This window comes from Cognatishimia sp. 1_MG-2023 (genome assembly GCF_030548175.1).
In the GTDB taxonomy this organism is placed as follows: Bacteria; Pseudomonadota; Alphaproteobacteria; order Rhodobacterales; family Rhodobacteraceae; genus Cognatishimia.
Genome location: NZ_JAUORX010000001.1, coordinates 146,104 through 168,579 on the forward strand (window position 1 = coordinate 146,104; position 22,476 = coordinate 168,579).

19 protein-coding genes are annotated in these 22,476 nt (G+C 52.6%); 7 read left to right on the forward strand and 12 right to left on the reverse strand.

The genetic code is table 11. The features are described 5' to 3' along the window. The first annotated feature begins 89 nt into the window (after positions 1-89). Positions 90-2,549, forward strand: a complete 2,460-nt coding sequence (locus Q4544_RS00735; RefSeq protein WP_303503211.1) for a penicillin acylase family protein — start codon at positions 90-92, stop codon at positions 2,547-2,549. Positions 2,550-2,743: 194 nt separating this feature from the next. Here the strand turns inward: Q4544_RS00735 and hflX are convergent, their stop codons facing one another. The 9 genes from hflX to dusB form a co-directional block, all read right to left on the reverse strand. After that, on the reverse strand, positions 2,744-4,015 hold the full coding sequence (gene hflX, locus Q4544_RS00740; protein WP_303503213.1) for a GTPase HflX: 1,272 nt from the start codon (positions 4,013-4,015) through the stop codon (positions 2,744-2,746). After that, entirely contained in the window at positions 4,015-4,254 is a 240-nt protein-coding gene (gene hfq, locus Q4544_RS00745) for an RNA chaperone Hfq (protein ID WP_058314310.1), read from the reverse strand. Before hfq ends, hflX begins: the two co-directional genes overlap by 1 nt. 128 nt (positions 4,255-4,382) lie before the next feature. After that, positions 4,383-5,843: a TrkH family potassium uptake protein gene (locus Q4544_RS00750; protein ID WP_303503220.1), complete on the reverse strand. Its 1,461-nt coding sequence runs from the start codon at positions 5,841-5,843 to the stop codon at positions 4,383-4,385. A 69-nt stretch (positions 5,844-5,912) separates the two neighbouring features. Beyond that, positions 5,913-7,292, reverse strand: coding sequence for a Trk system potassium transporter TrkA (trkA, locus tag Q4544_RS00755; protein ID WP_303503222.1), 1,380 nt, complete (start codon positions 7,290-7,292; stop codon positions 5,913-5,915). Positions 7,293-7,364: 72 nt separating this feature from the next. Further along, positions 7,365-8,762 carry a sigma-54 dependent transcriptional regulator gene (locus tag Q4544_RS00760; RefSeq protein WP_303503223.1) on the reverse strand — a complete coding sequence of 466 codons (1,398 nt, stop codon included), beginning with the start codon at positions 8,760-8,762 and terminating at the stop codon, positions 7,365-7,367. Between the two features lie 15 nt (positions 8,763-8,777). Further along, a complete protein-coding gene (locus tag Q4544_RS00765) occupies positions 8,778-10,913 on the reverse strand; it encodes a PAS domain-containing sensor histidine kinase (RefSeq protein ID WP_303503985.1) in 2,136 nt (711 codons plus the stop codon). A 214-nt stretch (positions 10,914-11,127) separates the two neighbouring features. After that, entirely contained in the window at positions 11,128-12,495 is a 1,368-nt protein-coding gene (locus Q4544_RS00770; RefSeq protein WP_303503225.1) for a response regulator, read from the reverse strand. Between the two features lie 3 nt (positions 12,496-12,498). Next, entirely contained in the window at positions 12,499-13,578 is a 1,080-nt protein-coding gene (locus tag Q4544_RS00775) for a nitrogen regulation protein NR(II) (protein WP_303503228.1), read from the reverse strand. Beyond that, positions 13,575-14,573 (reverse strand): tRNA dihydrouridine synthase DusB, encoded by a 999-nt coding sequence (dusB, locus tag Q4544_RS00780; RefSeq protein ID WP_303503230.1) that lies wholly within the window; start codon positions 14,571-14,573, stop codon positions 13,575-13,577. Before dusB ends, Q4544_RS00775 begins: the two co-directional genes overlap by 4 nt. A 159-nt stretch (positions 14,574-14,732) precedes the next feature. On the opposite strand from dusB, the gene Q4544_RS00785 reads away from it, so the two are divergent. The 4 genes from Q4544_RS00785 to Q4544_RS00800 all read left to right on the forward strand — a co-directional run bounded on the left by Q4544_RS00785 (position 14,733) and on the right by Q4544_RS00800 (position 18,169). After that, complete coding sequence (locus tag Q4544_RS00785) at positions 14,733-15,875, forward strand: bifunctional 2-C-methyl-D-erythritol 4-phosphate cytidylyltransferase/2-C-methyl-D-erythritol 2,4-cyclodiphosphate synthase (RefSeq protein WP_303503232.1); 1,143 nt, start codon at positions 14,733-14,735, stop codon at positions 15,873-15,875. Beyond that, entirely contained in the window at positions 15,872-16,360 is a 489-nt protein-coding gene (locus tag Q4544_RS00790) for a phosphatidylglycerophosphatase A (protein ID WP_303503234.1), read from the forward strand. The genes Q4544_RS00785 and Q4544_RS00790 overlap by 4 nt, the downstream gene beginning before the upstream one ends. Beyond that, positions 16,357-16,830, forward strand: a complete 474-nt coding sequence (locus Q4544_RS00795) for a CinA family protein (protein WP_303503236.1) — start codon at positions 16,357-16,359, stop codon at positions 16,828-16,830. The genes Q4544_RS00790 and Q4544_RS00795 overlap by 4 nt, the downstream gene beginning before the upstream one ends. A gap of 157 nt (positions 16,831-16,987) precedes the next feature. Beyond that, a complete protein-coding gene (locus Q4544_RS00800; RefSeq protein WP_303503239.1) occupies positions 16,988-18,169 on the forward strand; it encodes an ammonium transporter in 1,182 nt (393 codons plus the stop codon). 356 nt (positions 18,170-18,525) lie between these two features. Here the strand turns inward: Q4544_RS00800 and Q4544_RS00805 are convergent, their stop codons facing one another. Next, the gene (locus Q4544_RS00805; RefSeq protein WP_303503241.1) at positions 18,526-20,031 is read right to left on the reverse strand and encodes an RNA-directed DNA polymerase; all 1,506 of its coding nucleotides are present in this window, start codon (positions 20,029-20,031) and stop codon (positions 18,526-18,528) included. Positions 20,032-20,337: 306 nt separating this feature from the next. Further along, positions 20,338-20,781 (reverse strand): type II toxin-antitoxin system RatA family toxin, encoded by a 444-nt coding sequence (locus Q4544_RS00810; protein ID WP_303503244.1) that lies wholly within the window; start codon positions 20,779-20,781, stop codon positions 20,338-20,340. An 89-nt stretch (positions 20,782-20,870) separates the two neighbouring features. Here Q4544_RS00810 and hpt point away from each other — a divergent pair, with 89 nt between their 5' ends. Next, on the forward strand, positions 20,871-21,410 hold the full coding sequence (gene hpt, locus Q4544_RS00815; RefSeq protein WP_303503247.1) for a hypoxanthine phosphoribosyltransferase: 540 nt from the start codon (positions 20,871-20,873) through the stop codon (positions 21,408-21,410). After that, positions 21,407-21,589, forward strand: a complete 183-nt coding sequence (locus tag Q4544_RS00820; protein ID WP_303503249.1) for a hypothetical protein — start codon at positions 21,407-21,409, stop codon at positions 21,587-21,589. Before hpt ends, Q4544_RS00820 begins: the two co-directional genes overlap by 4 nt. On the opposite strand, the gene Q4544_RS00825 is transcribed toward Q4544_RS00820, so the two are convergent. Continuing rightward, the gene (locus tag Q4544_RS00825) at positions 21,586-22,458 is read right to left on the reverse strand and encodes a LysR family transcriptional regulator (protein ID WP_303503251.1); all 873 of its coding nucleotides are present in this window, start codon (positions 22,456-22,458) and stop codon (positions 21,586-21,588) included. The two genes, Q4544_RS00820 and Q4544_RS00825, sit on opposite strands and share 4 nt — an antisense overlap. Positions 22,459-22,476: the final 18 nt, after the last annotated feature.

Below are 22,476 nucleotides of genomic sequence, written 5' to 3' on the forward strand. Positions count from 1 at the left end.
GTGCTTTCCCCTCGAGAATTTTAGCAGTAAAGTCTGCCTAAGTAGTTCACCTCACCCGGTACAGAGTGCAAGGCAAATAAAGGCATCTAATGGCAGTAATTTTCAAATGGCTTCTGCGCATAGCGGGCGGCCTCACACTTTTGGGCGCCTTTGCCATTGGTCTGATCTATTTCTTCGCCTCTCGGTCGCTACCTGAATACAATAAAGAGCTGCAAACAGCGGGCATCAGTGCCCCTGTCGAAATTGTGCGCAACAATGCCAACGTGCCCCACATCTTTGGGGAACAAGACGCTGATGTCTTTTTTGGATTGGGATATGCCCACGCCCAAGACCGTCTTTGGCAGATGGTCACTCTACGGCGCACGGCTCAAGGTCGACTTAGCGAGGTTTTCGGCGCCTCGACCGTTCAAATTGATCGACTGATCCGGCGCTTTGATATCTACACATTGGCCGTGCAATCTGTTGATGCGCTTGATCCTAGAACCAAAGAAATGATGACCGCCTATGCGAATGGCGTGAACGCTCGCATTAACGAGGTGAACAGCCAAGCCCTTGGGCGTGGCGCGCCGGAGATGTTCATGTTTTCAGCGCCAGTTGCGCCGTGGCGTGTGGCAGACTCCATTTCAATTCAAAAAGTTATGGCACTGCAACTAACCGACCACTTGCAAGACGAAGTGCTTCGCGCACGTGTTTCACTGGTGGTGCCGGATGAAAACCGCTTGTCGGATATTCTGCCAGAACATCCCGGTGCTGGTATTGCGGCACTTCCTGAGTATGCAGCGTTGGTTCCCGGCGTTCCAAAGTTCGTTCAAACGGCAAATGCAGAACCGCATGCCTTATCCCCGGTCAATCGTCGTGGTCTTGCCGGCGCATCGAATGCCTGGGCTGCGGCCCCTGCCCGATCAGCCTCTGGCGGCACGTTACTGGCCAATGACCCACATCTTGGATTGTCTGCACCTGGTATCTGGTATCTGGCACGTATGAGCCTTTCGTCCGGTGGTGTTATCGGCGGCACAATTCCCGGTATTCCGGCAATTTTGACAGGTCGCAGTGACTCTTTGGGATGGGGTATCACATCAGCTTATGTGGATGACCAAGACATCTTTATCGAAGAGTTAAACCCTGAAAACCCAAACGAATATCGCACGCCAACTGGGTTCAAAGAGTTCACATCGCGCAAGTCGATCATCCAGATCAAAGACGATGCGCCGATTACTTTGACACTGCGGTGGAGCGACAATGGCCCCATTCTACCCGGTTCTCAGTATGATCTAAAAACTGTTACGCCAAAGGGGCATGTTGCGGCGATCAGTTGGACCGCGCTGTCGCCTCAAGACACATCTATGAATGCAGCCATCAGCTTGATGTATGCCGGCTCTGTCAAAGAAGCGATTGCAGGCGCGGAAAGCTATTTGTCACCTGCGCAAAATCTGACCCTTGTGGATGCAGATACAATTGCCATGAAAACCGTTGGCGCCGTCCCGCGTCGTGCGTCATTACATCAAAGCCAAGGCCGCATGCCAAGCTTAGGCTGGCGCCGTGAAAACCGTTGGCAAGGACGGTTGCCCTATTCAAGCAACCCGCAGTTCATAGCGCCCGTGGGTGGCATTTTGGGGAACACCAATAACAAGACAGTGGATCGCCCTTTCCCTTTGCATATCTCGTTTAACTGGGGTGACAGCCAACGTGTGCAACGTTGGCAACGCTTGATGCAAGGCCGTCAGGTGCATACACGCGACAGCTTTATTGAAGCACAGCTTGATACTGTTAGCTTTACCGCTCGTAGCCTATTGCCGCTTGTTGCGGCTGACCTCTGGTACACCGGGGAAACAACCGCTGAAGGCACGCGGGAACGCCAGCGCCAAAGAGCACTTGCCCTGTTGGCAGAGTGGAATGGCGAAATGAATGAGCATTTGCCAGAGCCATTAATTTACTCTGCATGGATGCGTGCACTGCAAACGCGTTTGATCCAAGATGAACTGGGCCCATTGGCACCAGAGTTCTCACATGTGGACGCATTGTTTGTGGAACGTGTATTCCGCGATGTTGATGGTGCTTCTGTCTGGTGTGACATTGTACAAAGCGCCCCGACTGAGACCTGTACAGATGTCGCGCGCCTTGCCTTAGATGACGCGCTGATCTGGATCGAAGAGAAATACGGCAGCAACCTGGAATCCTTACGCTGGGGCGATGCGCACCAAGCGACACATGATCACCAAGTCCTTGGAAAACTGCCGTTTTTAAAGCATTTCGTGAACATCCGCCAATCGACAAGCGGTGGTGACAACACATTGCAACGCGGCAAAACCTCTGGCCGCGGGGACGATCCGTTTCAGAACGTTCATGCCGCTGGGTATCGTGGCGTCTATGACTTTGCTGATCCGGACAGCTCGGTGTTTATTATCTCTACCGGTCAATCAGGGCATTTCTTAAGCCGCTACTATGACGACATGGCACAGCTTTGGCGTCGGGGTGAATATGTGCCGATGTCCTTGGATGAAGAATTAGCACGCGCGGCAGCCGTGGGTGTGACACGACTGTTGCCATAGTGAGGGAAATGGAGGGGCGCTTTTTAATGCGCAGGTTTCGCGGCGAAACGGTTGCGCGTCCTGCGCACGGATACCGAACATCTGGTTAATGTGGAAATTCGTACGATTCACGGGCTGAAACGTACGATTCATTTTAAGGTCATGCGCCCTTGCCCACCCCAATGGGATGGGTCATTTCCACGGAATACTTTGGATTAGAGGCGCTTAAATTGAGCCGCTTGTTTTGCGGTCCAACGTACCGTCAAAGCAAAGCCATCTTCGGCCTGCTCTTCAGATTCAACAAGACCTTCAGCAAAGAGCCATGCGCGTTCTTTTCCCGCGGCGAAGGGCAAGACAAAGCTATCTGTCATGATTTCGCCCTGCAAACGCGTGGTGATTTCCTGCATCAAGGTTTCGATGCCAACGCCAGTGATCGCTGAGATCGCAAAGATGTCTTCGCTGCGTTCAGCCGTTGCTTGTTTGGCCTTGGCGTCATCACCCTCTAGCAGGTCGATCTTATTCCAGACTTCAAGCTGTGGCGTATCTTCGGCCACACCAAGAGATGACAGGATTTCATTCACATCCTCTGCCTGCAGATCAGATTCAGAATGCGAAATATCGCGGACATGAAGGATAAGGTCAGCCGCCAGCACTTCTTCTAATGTCGCACGGAAGGAGGCCACCAGCTCTGTTGGTAGGTCAGAAATGAAACCAACGGTGTCAGATAAAATGACCTCTGGCCCTTCTTCGATTTCCAGCCGTCGCATTGTTGGATCCAATGTGGCAAAGAGCATGTCTTTGGCCATGACATCTGCACCGGTCACCCGATTAAACAGCGTGGATTTACCGGCGTTGGTATAGCCGACAAGCGCGACAATCGGATAAGGCACCTTTGCACGTGCATCGCGATGCAATTCGCGCGTCTTAACGACTTTGGACAATTGCCGACGCAATCGAACCAAGTGATCGTCAATGGCACGGCGGTCAGCCTCGATCTGGGTTTCACCCGGACCGCCAACAAAACCTAATCCACCTCTTTGACGTTCAAGGTGGGTCCAAGCCCGCACCAAGCGGGTCCGTTGATAAGACAACGCCGCCATCTCGACTTGTAAAACACCCTCGCGGGTCCGCGCACGATCCGAGAAAATCTCTAGGATCAAAGCTGTGCGATCCAACAGCTTAACGCCCCACTCTTTTTCAAGGTTGCGCTGTTGTACGGGCGTGACCGAGCCATCAATCAAGACCAACTCGATCTCTTCGGCTTTGAATTTGGTTTTCAGCTCTTCGATTTTGCCTTTGCCAAACAACATGCCGGGCAGCAATTTCTGCAGCTTTACAATATCCGCGCCGACAACTTCTAGGTTCGGTAACGCGTCCGCCAAGGAAATGGCCTCTTCCAATGCGAAAGAGGCCTCACGTCGAGCGTTCGGATTTTTCAGTTCAGGTCGCAGCACCCATGCGCGGGTGACATGCGTTTCATGCTCCATCACTGGGCGTCTTCACCCTCGTATAGGCTGATCGGCTGTGCTGGCATGATTGTAGAAATCGCGTGCTTATACACCAATTGGCTTTGCCCATCGCGGCGCAGCAATACACAGAAGTTATCAAACCAAGTGATAACGCCTTGCAGCTTTACACCGTTGATCAGAAAGATTGTGACCGGAACCTTGGTCTTACGTACGTGATTCAGGAATGCGTCCTGAAGGTTCTGTCGATCCGAAGCCATTGCTTGTTCGCCTTTTTTCTTAATTATTGCCACGGGTGTATGGTATCTTATCGCAAGTATGGAATGCTCTGGCGCAAGTTTCCACCCCAAAAAAGACTGCAATCGCACTTAGTTCGCCATTTTTTCGGCTAGTGGCGCCAAAGGTTCGGTGACAAAAGCGCGATGATCGCCAAGGTCTCTAGGCGGCCTAAAACCATCGCCACACAAAGCACCAGCTTAACTGCTGCGCCTTCGGCCAGAATTTCGATGGGAACAGCAACGGCGGTATGTGCAAGCGGTCCGGTTGTTGAGAGCGTGGAAATTGCAAGAACCAGCGCATCTTCAAACGGAATCCCAAGCCCAGTCAGAACCAATGTGACGCCTGTCATCGAAAGCGCAAAGAGCATGAAAAAGACCCATGCGATAATCGCACCCTGACGGCGAATGCGGCGCGTTCTACTTCCAGCGCCACTTACAGAGTTCGGATGAACCAAGCGTTCCATTTCACGAAGACCTTGAAGATACAGCGCATAAACGCGCAACAGCTTTACGCCGCCAGCCGTCGTGGCAACGCCGCCCCCAATCATCGCAAGCCCCATTAGAATAAGACCCGATGTTCCCAACCCTGACCAGTTTTGAGCCGTTTCCCATTCTGCACTTTCAAAGCCAGTCGTCGAAAGAAATGAAAGTACCGTGAACAAAGACCCCCACGCCGCGCGCAAACCGGCGAAAATGTTATCGTCCTCGTTCACATCAATTGCGCCGATCCAATGCCGCGTGAACAAGAACACGGGCACAGTCAGCAATAGCAGCATAGCAAATCGAAATTCAGGATCGTCGAGCAACCCCTCGCGCCGTGTTGCCCCTAAGTCCGTTGCAAAGGTCTGGCGAGATAAAGCGAAAAACAAAAACAGAAAGATTAGGACTTCGCCGCCAAGACCCGTTTGGGCATTTTCCACGCCACCAACCGCTGAAATACCACTGGTCGCGAGAACTGACATCGCATGTGTAAGAGCCGTCAGTGAATCCTCGCCAATCATGACAAGCAAAATCCACAAAACCAGGGTGAGACCTGCATAAACTGGGGTTAAATAGGCAGCCGTGCGCCGCCAACGGCGGGCGGGGTCAAGTTGCCCAAGGCGCGTGGCATCATCTTTGAATTGGCCAAAGTCTGCCCGCGCGGATACCTCAAACCCGCCCAAACTGAGCGGCGAAAACACCGCAACAGCGGCAATCCACATGACAAGACCACCCAACCAAGCCACTTGCGCGCGCCACAAATGAAGTGCCGGAGATAACCGATTTGGGTCCTCAAACAGGATCAGGCCCGTTGTTGTCAGACTGCTGACCATCTCTAGGTAGGCATTTACAAAACTAGTGGTGCGCAATGCCTCGTAGAAAGGAAATGCCAGCAGTGCGGGCAAAAGCGTAAAGGCGCCAAGTAACGCAAGAAGGTAACGTTGCAACCTAACCGACTGTTTCTTTTCACTTTCCGCTGTTGCAATACCAATCAACATCACCGCAAGAAGCGTTAGAACACCCACATAAAGGAAGCTACGCGAGGTGTGAAAGTCCTCAAGTGACAGCGCATATACCGACGGGACAAACATGGAAAATCCTGCAATTCCAGAGAGTTGCAGGAACAAAGACATGTTTTGGATGCGGTATAACATCTAAACCTAGAAATAATCTATTGAGACTTGGAGTAGCCGTTCGACTTCGCCAATATCCTTGGCCAAAGCAAACAACGCAATAATGTCACCTTCGTTGATACGCGTTGAGCCAACAGGCTTAACCAGCTCTCCGTTTTGCAACAATCCCCCCAACAAAACGCCTTCTGGGAAGTCGATGTCGCGCACTTCTTGGCCTGCAATTGGAGAGGTCGAAAGCACTTCGGCTTCGATAATTTCGGCTTCAGCATCGCCGAGTGAATACACATCACGCACGCGACCATGTCGAATATGCCGCAAAATCGAGCTAACTGTCGTACCGCGCGGATTGATGTAGGCATCAATGCCCAACGGCGCCATCAAAGGCACCAATGTCGGATCGTTGATCAACGCGATGGCCAATGGGCAACCTTGTGATTTCGCACGAACAGCACACAGAATATTGGTTTTATCGTCATCTGTGACTGCAAGAACCGCGTCAGCGCGATCAATTCCCGCTTCTCGTAAAAGCGCCGCATCCAAACCGTCACCATGCAAAACGATGGTTCGCTCTAAAGCTTCGGCAGATTTCTCAGCTATGCTGCGGTTCTTTTCGATCATTTTCGCGCGGATTGTACGCCCAGGCAGGGCTTCGATTTCCTGCGCGACCATCCGGCCGACATTCCCGCCGCCGACCAAAATCACACGTTCTTGCTTTGCAGATGTTTTACCAAAAATCTCAAGCGCACGCTGTGCGTCTTCGATATTGGTCATGACATAAATGTCGTCACCGACGAAAAGCTGGTCGCCCGGCTCTGGCGCAAACAAAGTCCCCTCACGGCGAACGCCGACAACAACAGCACGCAATGTAGAAAACAAATCTGACAGTTGCCGCAAAGGCGTGTTCACCACGGGGCATTCTTCATCCAGCATAATGCCCAAAAGCTGCAACTTACCGTCGAGGAAAAATTCCGTATCAAATGCAGCTGGCGCTGCCAAACGTTTCAATGCCGCTGCCGCGACTTCGCGCTCGGGGCTGATCACAACCTCGATCGGCATATGATCGCGGCGATAAAGATCGGAATAAATCACATCCAAATAAGATTGCGCCCGCAATCGCGCAATTTTGCGAGGTACATCAAAAACAGAATGGGCCACCTGACAGGTCACCATATTGACCTCGTCAGAATGCGTGGCCGCGATAATCATATCTGCATCGCGCGCACCAGCCCGATCAAGCACATCAGGATAGCTCGCAAACCCAGAAACCCCTTGCACATCAAGCGTGTCTGTTGCCCGGCGCACCAAATCGGCATTGTTGTCGACGACAGTTACGTCATTGCGTTCACTCGACAAATGACGCGCAATTTGCCAACCGACCTGCCCTGCGCCGCAAATGATGACCTTCATGGATGTCTCCGCATTCGTCCGAACTTTGGTGTGGCAGAACTGTTAAACAGCGTCAAATACTATCCGCAGACATCAATCGGCATCCACACTCGCAACTCGGCTTCCCGCCTTGTTCGATGTGACAACTCCCAGGGACTTTAGCTTACGGTGCAACGCTGACCGTTCCATCCCAACAAATGAGGCCGTCCGGCTGATGTTGCCGCCAAAGCGGTTGATCTGTGTTAACAGATATTCCCGCTCAAAAGCTTCGCGCGCTTCCCGCAATGGCAACGTCGCCAAAGCGCCAGACAAAACAACGCGTCCGTCTTCAGATGCAGGGCTTTCATCCCCAGGCAATTCTTTTGCTTCGATCTGGCCAGTCCCATCACCAAGGATCAAGACACGTTCGATCAAGTTCTTAAGCTGTCGAACATTGCCCGGCCATGTCATCGTTTGCATCAATGCAATCGCTTCGTCAGACAGCTCGCGCATCGGCAAGCCCTGACTTTGATTGAAATCATTGATGAAATGGCTCGCCAGCATCGGAATGTCTTCGCGGCGTTCTTCTAACGAAGGCACAGCAATCGGAACAACAGCCAAGCGGTGATACAATTCCTGACGGAACCGCTCGGCTGCAATTTCTGCATCCAAATCTTTGCTGGTCGACGAAATCACCCGGAAATCAACGCTGACACTTTCCGATCCGCCGACGCGCGTAAACCGCTGATCAACCAAGACACGCAGGATTTTTGATTGCGTGCCAAGCGGCATGTCAGCGACTTCGTCAAAGTAAACAACGCCACCGTTCGCTTGCTCTAACAAGCCCGGCTCAACACCGCGATCAGAGGTTTCGCGCCCAAATAGCACCTCTTCCATCCGGTCAGGTTCAACACCCGCGCAATTCACAGACACAAACGGACCATTCGCATGGTTGGAATCCGCATGGATATAACGTGCGGCAACTTCTTTACCGGAACCAGCAGCCCCCAAAAGCATCACGCGACCATTGGATTTGGTCACCTTGTCCAACTGCGACACCAAAGTGCGGAAAGCCGAACTTTGCCCGATCATCTCGGTCGCTTTCACGTCCTGACGTTTCAGCGCTTGGTTTTCGTGACGCAGACGGCTGGTTTCCATCGCACGGCGGATAACAACAAGCAGCTGATCAATATTGAATGGTTTTTCAATGAAATCATAAGCGCCTTGTTTAATGGCGGCGACCGCAATCTCAACATTCCCGTGGCCGGAAATGATCACCACTGGCACATCCGGGTAATCACGTTTCACAGCCTTTAGAATATCAATCCCGTCCATCTGGCTGTCTTTCAGCCAAATATCCAAAATCATCAAAGCGGGTTGTTCTGACGTCACTTCACGCATCGCATCATCGCTGGTTCCGGCAAGACGCGTGGTATATCCCTCGTCTTCCAAAATATCCGAAATCAGCTCTCGGATGTCGCGTTCGTCGTCTACGATTAGAATATCGCCCATCACCATATCCCCCAATTAATTTTCAATACCACCGGCTTGCGCCGTACTTGTTACCGGCAAAGTGACCTCTGCCATTGCCCCAAAGTGGGAATTTCCGTCAAACACCGGAGCATCCACCAGCCCAAGGCTGCCACCATGCTCTTCGATAATCTTTTTCACGATCGGCAGACCAAGTCCGGTCCCCTTGTCGCGTGTTGTCACATAGGGCTCAAACAGCTTTGCCCTGTCTTCTGGCAAACCAATGCCATTGTCGGCAATGCGAATAACGCATCGCTCTTCTTGCGCTTCGAGTGAAACGCGAATTTCTGGTGTAAGGTTTTCAACAGAACCCTTTTGCGCAAGGCTTTCGATCGCCTCGCCCGCGTTCTTAATCAGGTTCGTCAACGCCTGCGACAGCATCGTGTCATCCGCGTGTGCCGTGATGTCCTGATCAGGAATATCAATCTTGAATGTCACATCTGGCTGACCAGACTCTTGCAACAACACAGCATCTTTTACCAACTGCGTTACATTCAGACTGCGCCGCTCAGGTTCTGGCATGCGCGCGAATTTACTGAATTCGTCCACAATACGCCTCAGATCATTCGTCTGACGGACAATCACATCCGTCATTTGATCAAGCTTTTCGGAGTCATCGCCAACGCGAGGTGAGAATTTGCGCTTGATGCGCTCCGCAGACAATTGGATCGGCGTCAGCGGGTTCTTGATTTCATGCGCAATCCGTCGTGCAACATCACCCCATGCTGCCATCCGTTGCGCCGTCACCAAATCGGTCACGTCGTCATAGGCCAACACATAGCCCTCTAGATCACCATCTTCGCTGCGACGCGTTGCAATGCGGACCAGTAGACTTTCAAGCTGACCATTTCGAACCACCTTGATCTCTTCTTGGGCAACTTCATCGCCGCTTTGCTTAAGCAAATGGAAAATCCCGCCAAACTCAGGAATGGCAACTTCTAGCGGGATCAGGTTCTGATCATCCGGCCGATCCAACAAACGCTGTGCGGAACGGTTTAGGAATGTAATGCGACCATCCTCATCCAAGCCCACAACACCAGAGGTCACCGACCCAAGGACCGAGTCAAACAACCGGCGGCGTCGCTCAATCTGTTCTGTGCTTTCCAACAAGGTGGCGCGCTGAACCTTTAGCTGTTTGGTCATTTGGTTGAAATAACGGCCCAGCATGGCGATTTCATCATCGCCCTCTTCTTCGACCACCTGCACATCCAAATCGCCGGCACCAACCATTTGCGCGGCCCCCGTCAATCGGCCAACCGGGCGTGACAGGCGTTCCGCAAACCACAATCCCATCCAAGTCGCTGCCAAGATTAGGATCACGGCAAAGCCCATGTAGATCAGGCCAAATCGGATCAACACTTCGCCACGTTCATTTTCCAGCTGCGCGTATAGCTTTGCCGTTTCTTGCGTTTCATCAAGCAGAGCAAAAATATCGGCATCAATATCACGGCTGACATAAAGGAACCGATCTACAAAAGCCTCAAGGTGAACCAAGGCCCGTAATTCGCCCTGCTCTAACCCACGAATAAAGACAATACCGGTCTCTTCCGCTTCTTTAAGCTGGGTTTCCGTCGGACGGTCAAAATCGAACAGATAAGACCGATCACCACGGGCCCGCATTTCTCCGCTGCCATCAACGATATAGGCTTCGCGTAATCCACGTTGAATTTGTGGCTGTGCGCGTTGCAGCAATTCTCGGAAATCACCGGGACCAAATATAGAAGAAGATGCTTCGCGACTCGCGTTGATGAAATTCGCAATCAACATCGTATCGGTTTCAAGGTCGCGAATATGCTCGGCCTCATAGGCCTCCGCCGCCGCGACAGAACTACGGATAACTTTACTCACGCGATCCGAGAACCAGCCCTCAAGACCGATATTAATGGTCAGACCGGCAAAGATTGCCATTGTGACAGCCGGTACCAACGCCATGAAGGCAAAGGCACCCGTCAGCCGTAAATGCAGCCGTGACCCTGCAGAGCGTGCGCGCCGCGATGCGATCATGCGCACCACGCGTTGTAAGACCAAGGCTGCGATCAATAGAACGTAAACAAGATCGGCCAGTAGAATAGCGCGAAGCGAAACAGACGACGCGCTTTGATCTAACGGACCAAGAACCAGAAATGTCGCCATCGCAAGCACGGGGCCAAGAACAACCAGCCCAAACGTCGCAAAATTTTGCACGCGGCGCTGCCGTTGCAAGCGCCGAAGCCGAACCCAATGTGTTGTTTTTGCCCGGGTGCTCACCCGCAGACCCCAATTGATATTGTGCCACTCGCGTGACAGACCGCCCTATTTAGTGGCGCGAGATCGGCTTGCGACCATCGCGCCACGCTCTGTGGCAGTTTTACATCAACTTGCGGCGGCGTGTCACGTGAATATCTAGTTCAGTGATCTTTTTGCGCAAAGTATTGCGATTGATTCCCAAAAGATCAGCACATTTCGCCTGATTTCCGCCTGTTGCGTCCAATGCGATCTCGATCAAAGGCAGCTCAATTTCGCGCAAAATCCGCGAATACAGACCAGGAGGCGGCAACATATTGCCGTGCAAATCAAAGTAACGCTTCAAATGACGTTCTACTGACCCCGAAAGTTTCTCGCTTTCGTTACCCCCAAGCAATGGAACCGCCTCTGGCTGATTCCCGATAATCGCTTCGGCTTCGGATCGTGTGATTTCGTCACCACGCGCAGTCAGGATCAAACGCTTCACCGCGTTCTCAAGCTGCCGCACATTTCCAGGCCAGCTATAGGCGCGGAATAATTCACGTGCCTCTGCAGAAAACATCCGCAATGGGCCGCCTTCTCGTTCAGAGCGCGCAAGGAAGTAATCAACAAGCAGCGGAATATCATCGACACGTTCACGCAGCGAAGGAACGTGCAAAGCCGCCCCGTTCAAGCGATAGAACAAATCTTGCCGAACCGTTCCTTTTTCAACGGAATCCATCAGGTTCTGCTGACTGGTTGCCATAAAGCGCGGTGCGTGATCGCCGGGATTGTCGATCATACGCACAACGCGGGCCTGATCATCATCATCCAAATCAGAAATCTCATCGAACAAGATCGTACCGCCCTTGGCACGTGCCAGAACCCGTGCAGGCCCTTCAATATCGGCAATATCAGCGCCAGTTACTGTGACAAATGGCAATGTCCGGCGGTCGGAAAAGTCATGAATTTCTTTTGCAATTAATGACTTACCTGTCCCAGATTCACCAGAAATCAAAACAGGTAGATCCGTATTCATAACCCGCGCCACAACGCGATAAAGCGCCTGCATCACAGGTGTACGGCCCACCAACGGTAGATCTTCTGGACGATCAGCCTCATCCGACGAGGTCGACGGAGCCACACGGCGCTTTTGGCTCAAAGCTTTGCCCGTCCGCTTCATCAAATCCGGTAAATCAAACGGCTTTGGCAGATAATCATAGGCCTCGGCCTCGGCCGCCTGAATGGCTGTCATGATTGTGTTCTGCGCAGAGATCACAATAACCGGCAATCCGGGCCGATCCTCTGAGATCTTTGGCAACATCTCAAGACCATTGCCATCCGGCATCATCACGTCGGTGATGACAACATCACCTTTGCCCTCATTTACCCAACGCATCAAAGTCGTCAAAGAGCTGGTCGCATGCACTTTGCAACCGGCCCGCGTCAGGGCCTGTGTCAGAACTGTGCGAATAGTACGGTCATCATCCGCAACAAGGACGGTTCCATCCATGAATCAATTCTCCTCTTCGGGAATTAGGTCTTTGGGTGCGCGCGACAGGGAAATCCGAAAAACAGTTCGTCCGGGCACTGAATCGACTGAAATCCAACCACCATGATCGGATATAATTTTGCTAACTAAGGCGAGCCCAAGGCCCGTGCCGTTCTCTCGGCCTGACACAAAGGGATCAAAAATATCGCCCTTAATGTCCTGCGGTAATCCGGGACCATCATCAATAATCTCGATTTGCAACGGCAACGCGAGGCCCGAGCCATCGTTGCGTTTTAATTTAAAGCTATGTTCGAAATAGCTCCGAATTCGAATAGTTCCTTTGCGACCAGCGGCTTCTGACGCGTTCTTTAACAAGTTCAGAATAACCTGCAGCAGTTGATCCGCATCACCCAATGCATGTGGCAGCGACGGATCATAATCCTCGATGATCGTCATATGCGCGCCAAACCCCAGCAAAGCAGAGCGGCGTGCACGATCCAAAACATCATGGATGTTTATCGCCTCGCGCGCAGGTGGTTGCAGGTTTCCAAATTGCTCAACCTGCTCAAGCAGCTTCACAATGCGGCGGCTTTCTTCAACGATCAGGTCCGTCAGTTCCAAGTCTTCTTGTGACAGGTTCATCGACAGCAACTGTGCCGCACCCGTGATCCCCGCCAGTGGGTTCTTGATCTCATGTGCCAGCATTTCCGCCATACCGATTGCGGATTTTGCTGCACTCTTAACGCTATCAGATTTCGTAACGCGGCTTGCTAACTCTCTGGGAGAGATCAGGAATATCATGTCCCCATCTGACCCAACGACCGGTGCAATTTGCACGTTACATTGCATAGGCGGTGCATTTCCCGTGCCAACATCAACGTCATTTACAAACAATGGTGTGCCATTGGCCCGCGCTCGGCCAAATGCCTCTTCAAGCGGCGCATCCACGGCAATCCGATCCCAAACCGGCATGCCGCGCAAGGTCCGTGCAGAGGCATTCAGAAAGTTCTCTGCAACGCCATTCAAATCCACGATCTCGTCACCGGCGTTCACCAGAACCGCCGGAACTGGCAAGGACGCCCACAATGCGTTTTCATTAATCATGCCACAGACCTTTCCGGTTGTGATTGCAATGCATCAGGCAAAAGTCGCAACACATCCTGCGCCGTCTTTGCGGTTAAAACTTCGTTTCGCAGCGGTTTGTCCGTGTTGGCCACATCCATGTACCAACCCAAATGCTTTCGCGAGACACGCAGGCCAAGATCAACGCCATAAAACGCCAACATCGCCTCGTAGTGCTCTGAAACCATGTCAGAAAAATCGCTTCCTTGTGGAATAGATGGCGCGGCCGTTTCATATAAATCAGATGCAACCAACGCAGGCATCCAAGGCCGCCCCTGAACACCGCGCCCCATCATCACACCATCCGCACCTGACTGCCCCAAAGCATTCCGTGCAGTCGCCGTATCCACGATGTCACCGTTCGCAATCACCGGAACAGACACCGCGTCCTTGACGGCGCGAATGGCATTCCAATTGGCATGCCCTTTGTAAAACTGGCACCGCGTACGTCCATGGATCGTGATCATTTGCACACCTGCGGCTTCGGCGCGATGCGCAAGCTCCGCTGCATTAAGCAGGTTATCATCCCAACCAAGGCGCGTTTTCAAAGTCACGGGTACTTTAACAGCGGCCACGACTTCCTCGATCAAGGTCAATGCATGATCCAAGTCGCGCAACAAGGCTGACCCAGACGCGCCAGCCCCGCTCTTGCTGGTCACTTTTTTGGCAGGGCATCCCATATTGATGTCAATGATCCGCGCGCCATTCGCTTCTGCCATGCGCGCCGCTTCACCCATCCAATAGGCCTCGCATCCAGCAATCTGAACTGCGGTCCCTTCAACGCCAAAGCCCAACTCGGCCTTTTCACGCACACCAGGTTTTGCGTTCAGCAAATCCTGCGAGGCGATCATTTCAGACACGACCAACCCTGCCCCGAATCGTGCAACAAGCTCGCGAAACGGCAGGTCCGTGATTCCGGCCAATGGGGCAAGAAACACGGGTGGGTCTAATGTCAAATCTCCGAGTCGAATACTCAACGGTCATTTCCTTGTTCAGTGCTGTCAAATTAGGCCTATTACGTCGCACCCACAACGAAATCACCCAATAAATCGTCCTAGATTTACGCATATGCCTAAATTTTAATCACACACAAGGGGTAGATTGCGTCTTTCCATGGCAGGTCTTAGACAGTTCCCATGACTCAAACCGCTGAAAAAACAGCCGCCCTGATTGTCGCCGCAGGCCGTGGCACACGCGCCGGGGCAGGCCTTCCAAAGCAATGGCGTGCATTAGCTGGAAAGCGTGTAGCTGATTGGACTCTCTCACGTTTTCGCAATCACCCGGGCATTGATCACGTCGCGCTTGTCGTTCATCCAGACGATGCAGCGCATTACGACACATTAGATGTAGATGTGGTTTTTGGCGGCGATACCCGCGATGCCTCGGTCCGCAATGGCTTAGAGGCGTTGGTTGGCAAAGGGTTCGATAACGTTCTGATCCACGACGTTGCCCGCGCCACGGTGCCGGATCACTGCATAACAGATGTCATAAACGCCCTAAAAACCAGCACAGGAGCGGCACCTGCCCTGCCCGTCACAGATGCGCTTTGGCGCGGACAAGACGGCCACGTCACAGGAACACAATCCCGCGAACAGCTTTATCGCGCGCAAACGCCACAAGGCTTCAAGTTTACCGCGATCCTTGACGCACATCGTGCGCAAACCACACCCGCCGCAGATGACGTCGAAGTCGCCCGCGCCGCTGGGTTAAAGGTTGCCATTGTGCCCGGCTCCGAAGACAATTTAAAAATCACGACCCCCGAAGATTTTGCTCGGGCGGAAAAAATCCTGCGAGGACATATGGATATACGGCTAGGCAACGGATTTGATGTGCATGCCTTCGAAGACGGCGATCACGTCGTACTTTGCGGCGTCAGCGTCCCCCATGACAAAGCGCTCAAAGGACATTCCGATGCAGATGTCGGCATGCACGCTGTCACCGATGCCATTTATGGCGCATTGGCAGAGGGCGACATTGGCCGCCATTTCCCACCAAGCGAGATGGAATGGAAAAACGCAGATAGCGCGATCTTCCTAAAACATGCCGTCGATCTGGCGACATCAAAAGGCTACGCAATCTCTAACATCGATTGCACGCTGATCTGCGAGCGCCCCAAAATCGGCCCGCACGCCGAAGCAATGATGACCCGCATGGCAGAGATCATGGGCCTGCGCATGGATCAAGTATCGGTCAAAGCAACCACATCCGAACGCCTTGGGTTCACTGGCCGCGAAGAAGGCATCGCCTCTATCGCCACAGCCACCTTGGTGAAACCATGAGCCGCCTAATCGCAACCGTCTGCGGTACGGGCTACATGCGTCCGGCTCCGGGCACTTGGGGATCAGCCGTTGGTGTCCTCCTTGCGCTCGCCCTGCACTATATCGGCGGGTTTCCACTGTTGTTTGTCGCGACCTTCGTCGTGTTCTTTGTGGGCTGGTGGGCCACAGCCAACGTGACCCGCGGCCAAGCAGACCATGACCCCAGCGAAGTTGTCATCGACGAGGTTGCTGGCCAATGGATTGCCCTTTGGATCACAAGCTACGGCGCTTACCGCATGGGGCTTGATCCGCTAGCATTGTATCCTGGTTGGATCGCAGCATTCGTTCTGTTCCGCTTCTTTGACATCACAAAACCAAACCTCATCGGTTGGGCCGACCGTCGCGGCGATGCGCTTGGTGTAATGTTGGATGACGTCATCGCAGGTGTTTACGCCGCCATTTGTACCGGCATTCTAGGCGCGCTTTATCATCTGGTGATCTTATGAGCCTTGCCGAGGACGTCTTGAACGCAGCCAAAGCCAAATCCATTCGGATCGCGACAGCAGAAAGCTGTACCGGCGGCATGGTCTTTGCCGCGTTGACAGACATCGCAGGCTCATCCGCCGTAATGGAGCGCGGCTTTATCACCTATACCAACGACGCCAAGATAGAGATGCTTGGCGTTAGCCCAGACACGCTAGACGCGGTCGGCGCGGTCTCTGAAGAGGTCGCCGCAGAAATGGCAAATGGTGCCCTAAAACACAGCAAAGCCGATGTCGCCGTTTCGATCACAGGCATCGCAGGCCCCGGCGGATCAGAGTTCAAACCCGAAGGCCGCGTCTGTTTTGGCATCAAAAGCAAAACCGAAACACTTACCGAAACGGTCGAATTTGGGGCGTTGGGCCGAAAAAATGTGCGTGTGGCAGCCCAGAATCATGCCCTTTCGATGCTAAAGACTGCACTTTCTAAACTGTGACGCTAAATTCATCACTCAACCATCTTTCGCGCCTAAATTTTAATCAGTTCGTATTTTGACCACTAATTAAGCGCCTTTCGCACACGTATGGCTTTGTTTTAAGCAGCCCATCCGCTTTGACCCCTATCCAACGGACAACAGGAAAAGGATAGGGACAATGAACGGAGCGGACACCGCCTGGATCATCGTTGCCACAGCACTCGTGCTATTTATGACATTGCCAGGTTTGGCATTGTTCTACGGCGGCCTCGTACGCGCACGCAATGTGCTGAGCGTTTTCATGCATTGCTATGCCATCGCTTGTTTGATGAGCGTTTTGTGGTTCATCTTTGGCTATTCCATCGCCTTTGGCGACGGTGGCTCTGGGTATTGGGGCGGTCTGGGCAAGATGTTCCTTGCTGGCGTCACTGTTGATAGCCTGTCGGGTACTCTGCCCGAGGTTCTATTCTTTGCCTTTCAAATGACCTTTGCGATCATCACACCGGCTTTGATTGTGGGTGCTTATGTTGAGCGTATTGGCTTTGGTTTTGTTCTTCTCTTCTCTGCACTTTGGATGTTGGTGTGCTACGCACCTGTCGTTCACTGGGTTTGGGGCGGTGGCTTTTTGGCGGATGGCGGTATCTTTGGGGAAACCGGCGTCAGAGATTTTGCGGGTGGCATCGTGGTTCACGAAACTGCGGGTATTGCAGCGTTGTTGATTGCTGTTGTGCTTGGTCCACGCAAAAACAAAACGACCCCGCCACACGCGCCTTGGATGGTGATGATTGGTGCGGCGATGCTTTGGGTTGGTTGGTTCGGCTTTAACGGCGGCTCTCAGCTAGCAGCAGACGGTGGTGCGGCGATGGCGTTGACCGTAACGCACATCTCTGCGGCGACAGCCTCTTTGACTTGGGCGCTTTGGGAAAAGTTCAAATACGGAAAAGCCTCTTTGGTTGGCATGGTTACCGGCACAATTGCGGGTCTGGCATCTATTACGCCGGCGTCCGGTTTTGTTGGTCCTGTTGAGGCTTTGGCCATCGGCGCAATCGCAGGCATCTTGTGCCAAGAATGCGTGAACTTGATCCGTAACAGCTTGAAAATCGACGATACTTTGGACGTTTTCGCGGTTCACGGTGTGGGCGGTATCTTTGGGACCATCATGATCGCAGTCTTCGGCGCGGGCACTTGGGCGGCGCAGCTTGGTTCGCTTGCAATCGTTGGTATCTTTACCGTTGTTGTGACGCTGATCCTGATCAAAGTCGTTGGCATGATCACACCGCTGCGTGTTGACGAAGAGACAGAAACCAATGGTCTGGACCTAACGGTTCACGGCGAGCGGGCTTACGATTTCGGCTCATAAGCGGATCCCATAACTGATCTCAAAGGCGGCCCCACGGGTCGCCTTTTTTCGTTCAGGTTTCGCCACGAAACGGTTGCGCGTCCTGCGCACGGATACCGAACATCTGGTTAATGTGGAAATTCGTACGATTCACGGGTTGAAACGTACGGTTGGATTTGTGTGGGGCTTTGCCCCCTTGCCCACCCTACGGGATGGGCAATTCCCCCAGAGTATTTTTGGAAAGATGAAGAGTGGGTGGGGTTTTGGGTGTTAGGAGTTGTCCATCGCCTGTTGGGGGAGCAAAAGCTGCACACAGCACTGAGCAGACATGATCTTTCGATACGTCAGGTGGGAACCAAACGTTGGTGACTGCCACATTATGAGAATTCGGCATACTCTCGAAAAAGGGACAGTTCCTCGGTTTTAGGAACAGGGTCGAGATCTTCTGGTTTACTGATAACGAGCTTAGCCACATCCAGCGCTTGCACTAGTGCTTGACTACTGATCCAGTCATTGTTCCACAGCTTTGTATCCTGCCCATTCACAACCTGACAGATTGGCTCCGAACTCTCGAAGTTCAAGTTTACATCTTTTGCTTTAGTCACGCGTTGCAACCAAACCTCAAGATGGCCGTTGTGTGGTATCCGCTTCATCTTTTCAGCCACCTTTTTCCACATCTCAGGTCGAGCATCTTCTTGGGCCAATGAAATCAGCTTGGCAAGGATACCAGACAATGCCGGAAATGCGCTTGGCGAAATCGCCGCGATATCACAAACAATCGCCACCTGCACACCCAGATCGTCTGGCACCTCGGTGATCTTCGATATTTTCTGAAATGCGTTGTCAGCTAGTCGCTTGACGGCCCCTGTGTTTGGATATTCACGGGCAAAAGAGTGTAGGCGAAGAAGCTGCTTTTGGATGGTCTTGGCTTGCGTGATATCCATATCTTGAAGTTGAATTCCCGCCAGCTTTTCGGGCTTTATTGCTCCCTCAACGATGTTCGTACTTACGGAAGTTTTTGCTGCCCCTAACTGCATGCCAACCTTTCTTAAGCAATCACTAATTACTCGGACAATCTCAGACGCATGTTGGTCACTGCATGTGAAAATACTATAGTCGTCTCGATACCTTAGGATGTGGAAATCCTTATCGTCTGCTAGATGATCGGTGATCTGATGATCGACGTAGGCCAAAACTAGTTCGGCAATAATGTCCATCAAAACGGAACCCTGGGTTATTCCGTTCGTTTGACCATAACGGCTGTTCCTGATGTGAAAATCTATTTGGTTCCCAAGAAGGTTTTTGTCGTGTTGTTTTTCTTTGGCTGTTTCATACCCATGCAAGGCCCACGGAATGCTGTGTGTGTATAGCGAACCGTAACAGTTCGAAACGTCAGTTTTCAGAAGGTGAGTGTACTCCATCGATAATTCTAAGGAGCGCTGTTCGTAACGCAGCCACCAATTCCGCACCTGAACTGCGTCATGTTTGTCATCGTCGCCAGATGCCATCGGAAAGCTGGTACATTCCACCACACCTTCGTGCAGTTCTTTCAAACGCTTCTGAAGCAGCTCCCAATTGACCGGCTCGCAGACTAGCTGCACCATCGTCATATAGATCGCTGGATGAATGAGTTCAAACGGTCGCCACGCAAAGCGTCCGTCTTTTGTACTAAGAAGTTCGTAATTGACTCCAGCCATATCCATTGCACGCTCTGGTTTAGCCTTTTGAAAAGTTGTGTAGGCTTGTCCACCCATGGCGGTGGCTGTGTCTTTCAAAATTGTCTCAAAGCTAATGTATGGCGGGAAATCAGACCGAAAGTAACATTCTGGCTTCTTTAAGTAGGCCTTTGCAGTCTTCGCGTCCAAATCGATAATTCGCGTCATAGTGTTTTTCCACACCTCTCCAGCTCAAGCCTCAAAGTTGAGGTCTCATTGAACCATATACATGCAACTTCAACGTGCGAAATCCATGAGCTTCAGTAAAATTGTAGATCTAGTATCTATTTTTAAAATTGGCTTTGTTCCTAAGATCAGTTTTTTGTTGAACGTGTCTTAAGAGTCGGATTTTAACCGATCACAGAATTTTGCAAAGTACGCTTTCTGCGCTTCGATGCCGCTGGCGCGAACCGCAGCATTCCGTAAAATGGGCTCAATCCTGCCAACCGCCCCCTTAAAACCACTCGCCCCCCGTCAGCTATACAACTCCGCCGCGCGTGTCTCAAACGCCCGGACAATGCGGTGCATGGCTTCGTTGAAGACCACGCCGATGATGCCTTGTAGGATCGCGTTTTTGAATTCGAAGTCGACGAAGAAAGAGACTTCGCAGCCGTCCTCTGTGTCTTTGAAATCCCAGGTGGATTTTAGGAACTTAAACGGGCCGTCTAGGTATTCTGTGTCGATGCTCATGTCCGCGGGATGCAACACAACGCGAGAGCCAAAGCGTTCGCGGAAGACTTTGAAGGAGATCACAAGATCGGCCAGCATGACTTCGGCCTCGTCTTGTGCTTCGCGTGAGCGGATGCGGGCGGCCGAGCACCACGGCAGGAACTGCGGATAAGACGCCACATCCGCTACCAGATCGTACATCTGTTGGGCTTTATACGGCAAAGCGCGTGTTTCGGAATGCGTGGGCATATTTGGCTGCTCGTTCTTGGTTTGGTCGTTTTCGCATGGACACAAGGCGACCATTTCGTATGGTACGCAGGGAAAATCAAGGGGGTAGCATGTCACAACCAGCCTATGTGATCGACAAAATGATTTCGGCCAAGAGCATTGCAGCCCGTATTGAAGAGCTGTGCGATGACATTCGTCAGGAGTTTGCGGATACTGAAAAGCTGATTGTGGTTGGCCTGTTGCGGGGGTCGTTTGTGTTTATTGCGGACCTTGTGCGCGAGCTGGACATGCCCGTTGAGGTCGATTTCCTAGAGGCGTCTTCCTATGGGGATTCGACCGAAAGCAGCCGCGAGGTGCGTATTCTAAAGGACCTGCGGGGCGAAATTCATGATCGTGACGTGCTGGTTGTTGAGGACATTGTGGACACGGGTCACACGCTGAGCCATGTGGCGCATCTGTTGGAAAGCCGCTCGCCCCGTAAGATGAAGACGATTGCCTTGCTGGATAAGCCGAGCCGTCGCGAGGCGGATATTCGCGCGGATTGGATTGGGTTTGAAATCCCGGATGAATTTGTGGTGGGTTACGGGATCGATTACGCGCAGCGCAATCGCAACCTGCCCTATATCGGCAAGGTTCGGTTCACGGAATGAACCTGCGTTGGCTTTGGCGTGCGGCGTTATGGGCGCGCAATCCGCCGTCTAAGAAACGGGTTTATCTGGTTTTGACGGTTTTAGGGATGTGTACGGCTTTGCTGGCCTATGAGTATTTTGTGGGCTGGCCTGACTGGGCGACAACCAATGGAATGGAGCGCAAGGGGCTGCGCCCCTAGCCCATGCGCGGTGTTAGTCCGGGGTGGTCCAAGATCACCTTTTCGAGTTCCTCTGCCAGTTTTTTCTGCAGCGTTCGCACGCGGGGGGAATCTGCGAGGTCAACGTGGCTGGCCACCCAGATTGGAACGGACGGCCATTCTGTTTCTGAGCATACGCGTTTTAAGTCGGATTTGGTTTCCCCGACAAAACAGGGCAAAACCGCGCGTCCGATGCCGCGCGAGGCCAAGGCAGCGGCAACAACAAAGGTATCGGCTTTGGCTGACAGGGTGTCATTTCCGATAATGTTCAATATGCGTTGGCCTATGGGGCCGCGACCGACATCACCTGTCATGCCAATCCAAGCGTCGCGTCCGCCTTCGCGTTCATAGACACCGAAGGGCATGAAGCCGACCATTTGGCCGAAAAGCTCATCCGGTAGCTTTGTTGTCGGGCGCACTGTTAGATCGGCGCGTGAGCGTGCGAGGTCTAGGTGATTGTTCGCGCTGATCACCGTGATCCTAAGATCGGGCAGCTCTTCTGCGACCTTGCCTAAGACCTCTGGCAGAATCCGTTCGCAGATTGTGTCGGTTGAGGTGACTCGCAAGACGCCTTTCATGCCAGAGGATTGCCCTATCAACGAGGTATCCACGTATTCCATCGCGTGCTGCACGCTGCGCAGCGCTTCGGTGACGGGCAGATATTCGGGCAAAACGGAATATCCTTGTGCAGATTTGGAAAATATCTGCACGCCGTGATGCTGTTCAAAGCTCGCGATGCGACGCAAAACCGTTGCATGGTTGACGCCAAGCGCGCGCGCGGCACCGCTGACGGTGCCCGCATCAACAACCGCCAAAACATAGCGGATATCATCCCAGTTCTTATTGTGCATAAATCGCAGGGGTTTCTT

What these genes read in the sequence shown, in the direction of transcription:
- Q4544_RS00750 (WP_303503220.1), bottom strand. Translation starts at nt 5,843, where the DNA reads ATGTTTGTCCCGTCGGTATATGCGCTGTCACTTGAGGACTTTCACACC.
- Q4544_RS00805 (WP_303503241.1), bottom strand. Translation starts at nt 20,031, where the DNA reads ATGACGCGAATTATCGATTTGGACGCGAAGACTGCAAAGGCCTACTTA.
- Q4544_RS00735 (WP_303503211.1), top strand. Translation starts at nt 90, where the DNA reads ATGGCAGTAATTTTCAAATGGCTTCTGCGCATAGCGGGCGGCCTCACA.
- Q4544_RS00800 (WP_303503239.1), top strand. Translation starts at nt 16,988, where the DNA reads ATGAACGGAGCGGACACCGCCTGGATCATCGTTGCCACAGCACTCGTG.
- hpt (WP_303503247.1), top strand. Translation starts at nt 20,871, where the DNA reads ATGTCACAACCAGCCTATGTGATCGACAAAATGATTTCGGCCAAGAGC.
- Q4544_RS00765 (WP_303503985.1), bottom strand. Translation starts at nt 10,913, where the DNA reads ATGGCGACATTTCTGGTTCTTGGTCCGTTAGATCAAAGCGCGTCGTCT.
- Q4544_RS00785 (WP_303503232.1), top strand. Translation starts at nt 14,733, where the DNA reads ATGACTCAAACCGCTGAAAAAACAGCCGCCCTGATTGTCGCCGCAGGC.
- Q4544_RS00795 (WP_303503236.1), top strand. Translation starts at nt 16,357, where the DNA reads ATGAGCCTTGCCGAGGACGTCTTGAACGCAGCCAAAGCCAAATCCATT.
- Q4544_RS00770 (WP_303503225.1), bottom strand. Translation starts at nt 12,495, where the DNA reads ATGGATGGAACCGTCCTTGTTGCGGATGATGACCGTACTATTCGCACA.
- Q4544_RS00775 (WP_303503228.1), bottom strand. Translation starts at nt 13,578, where the DNA reads ATGATTAATGAAAACGCATTGTGGGCGTCCTTGCCAGTTCCGGCGGTT.
- Q4544_RS00825 (WP_303503251.1), bottom strand. Translation starts at nt 22,458, where the DNA reads ATGCACAATAAGAACTGGGATGATATCCGCTATGTTTTGGCGGTTGTT.
- hfq (WP_058314310.1), bottom strand. Translation starts at nt 4,254, where the DNA reads ATGGCTTCGGATCGACAGAACCTTCAGGACGCATTCCTGAATCACGTA.
- Q4544_RS00760 (WP_303503223.1), bottom strand. Translation starts at nt 8,762, where the DNA reads ATGGGCGATATTCTAATCGTAGACGACGAACGCGACATCCGAGAGCTG.
- trkA (WP_303503222.1), bottom strand. Translation starts at nt 7,292, where the DNA reads ATGAAGGTCATCATTTGCGGCGCAGGGCAGGTCGGTTGGCAAATTGCG.
- Q4544_RS00820 (WP_303503249.1), top strand. Translation starts at nt 21,407, where the DNA reads ATGAACCTGCGTTGGCTTTGGCGTGCGGCGTTATGGGCGCGCAATCCG.
- hflX (WP_303503213.1), bottom strand. Translation starts at nt 4,015, where the DNA reads ATGGAGCATGAAACGCATGTCACCCGCGCATGGGTGCTGCGACCTGAA.
- Q4544_RS00790 (WP_303503234.1), top strand. Translation starts at nt 15,872, where the DNA reads ATGAGCCGCCTAATCGCAACCGTCTGCGGTACGGGCTACATGCGTCCG.
- Q4544_RS00810 (WP_303503244.1), bottom strand. Translation starts at nt 20,781, where the DNA reads ATGCCCACGCATTCCGAAACACGCGCTTTGCCGTATAAAGCCCAACAG.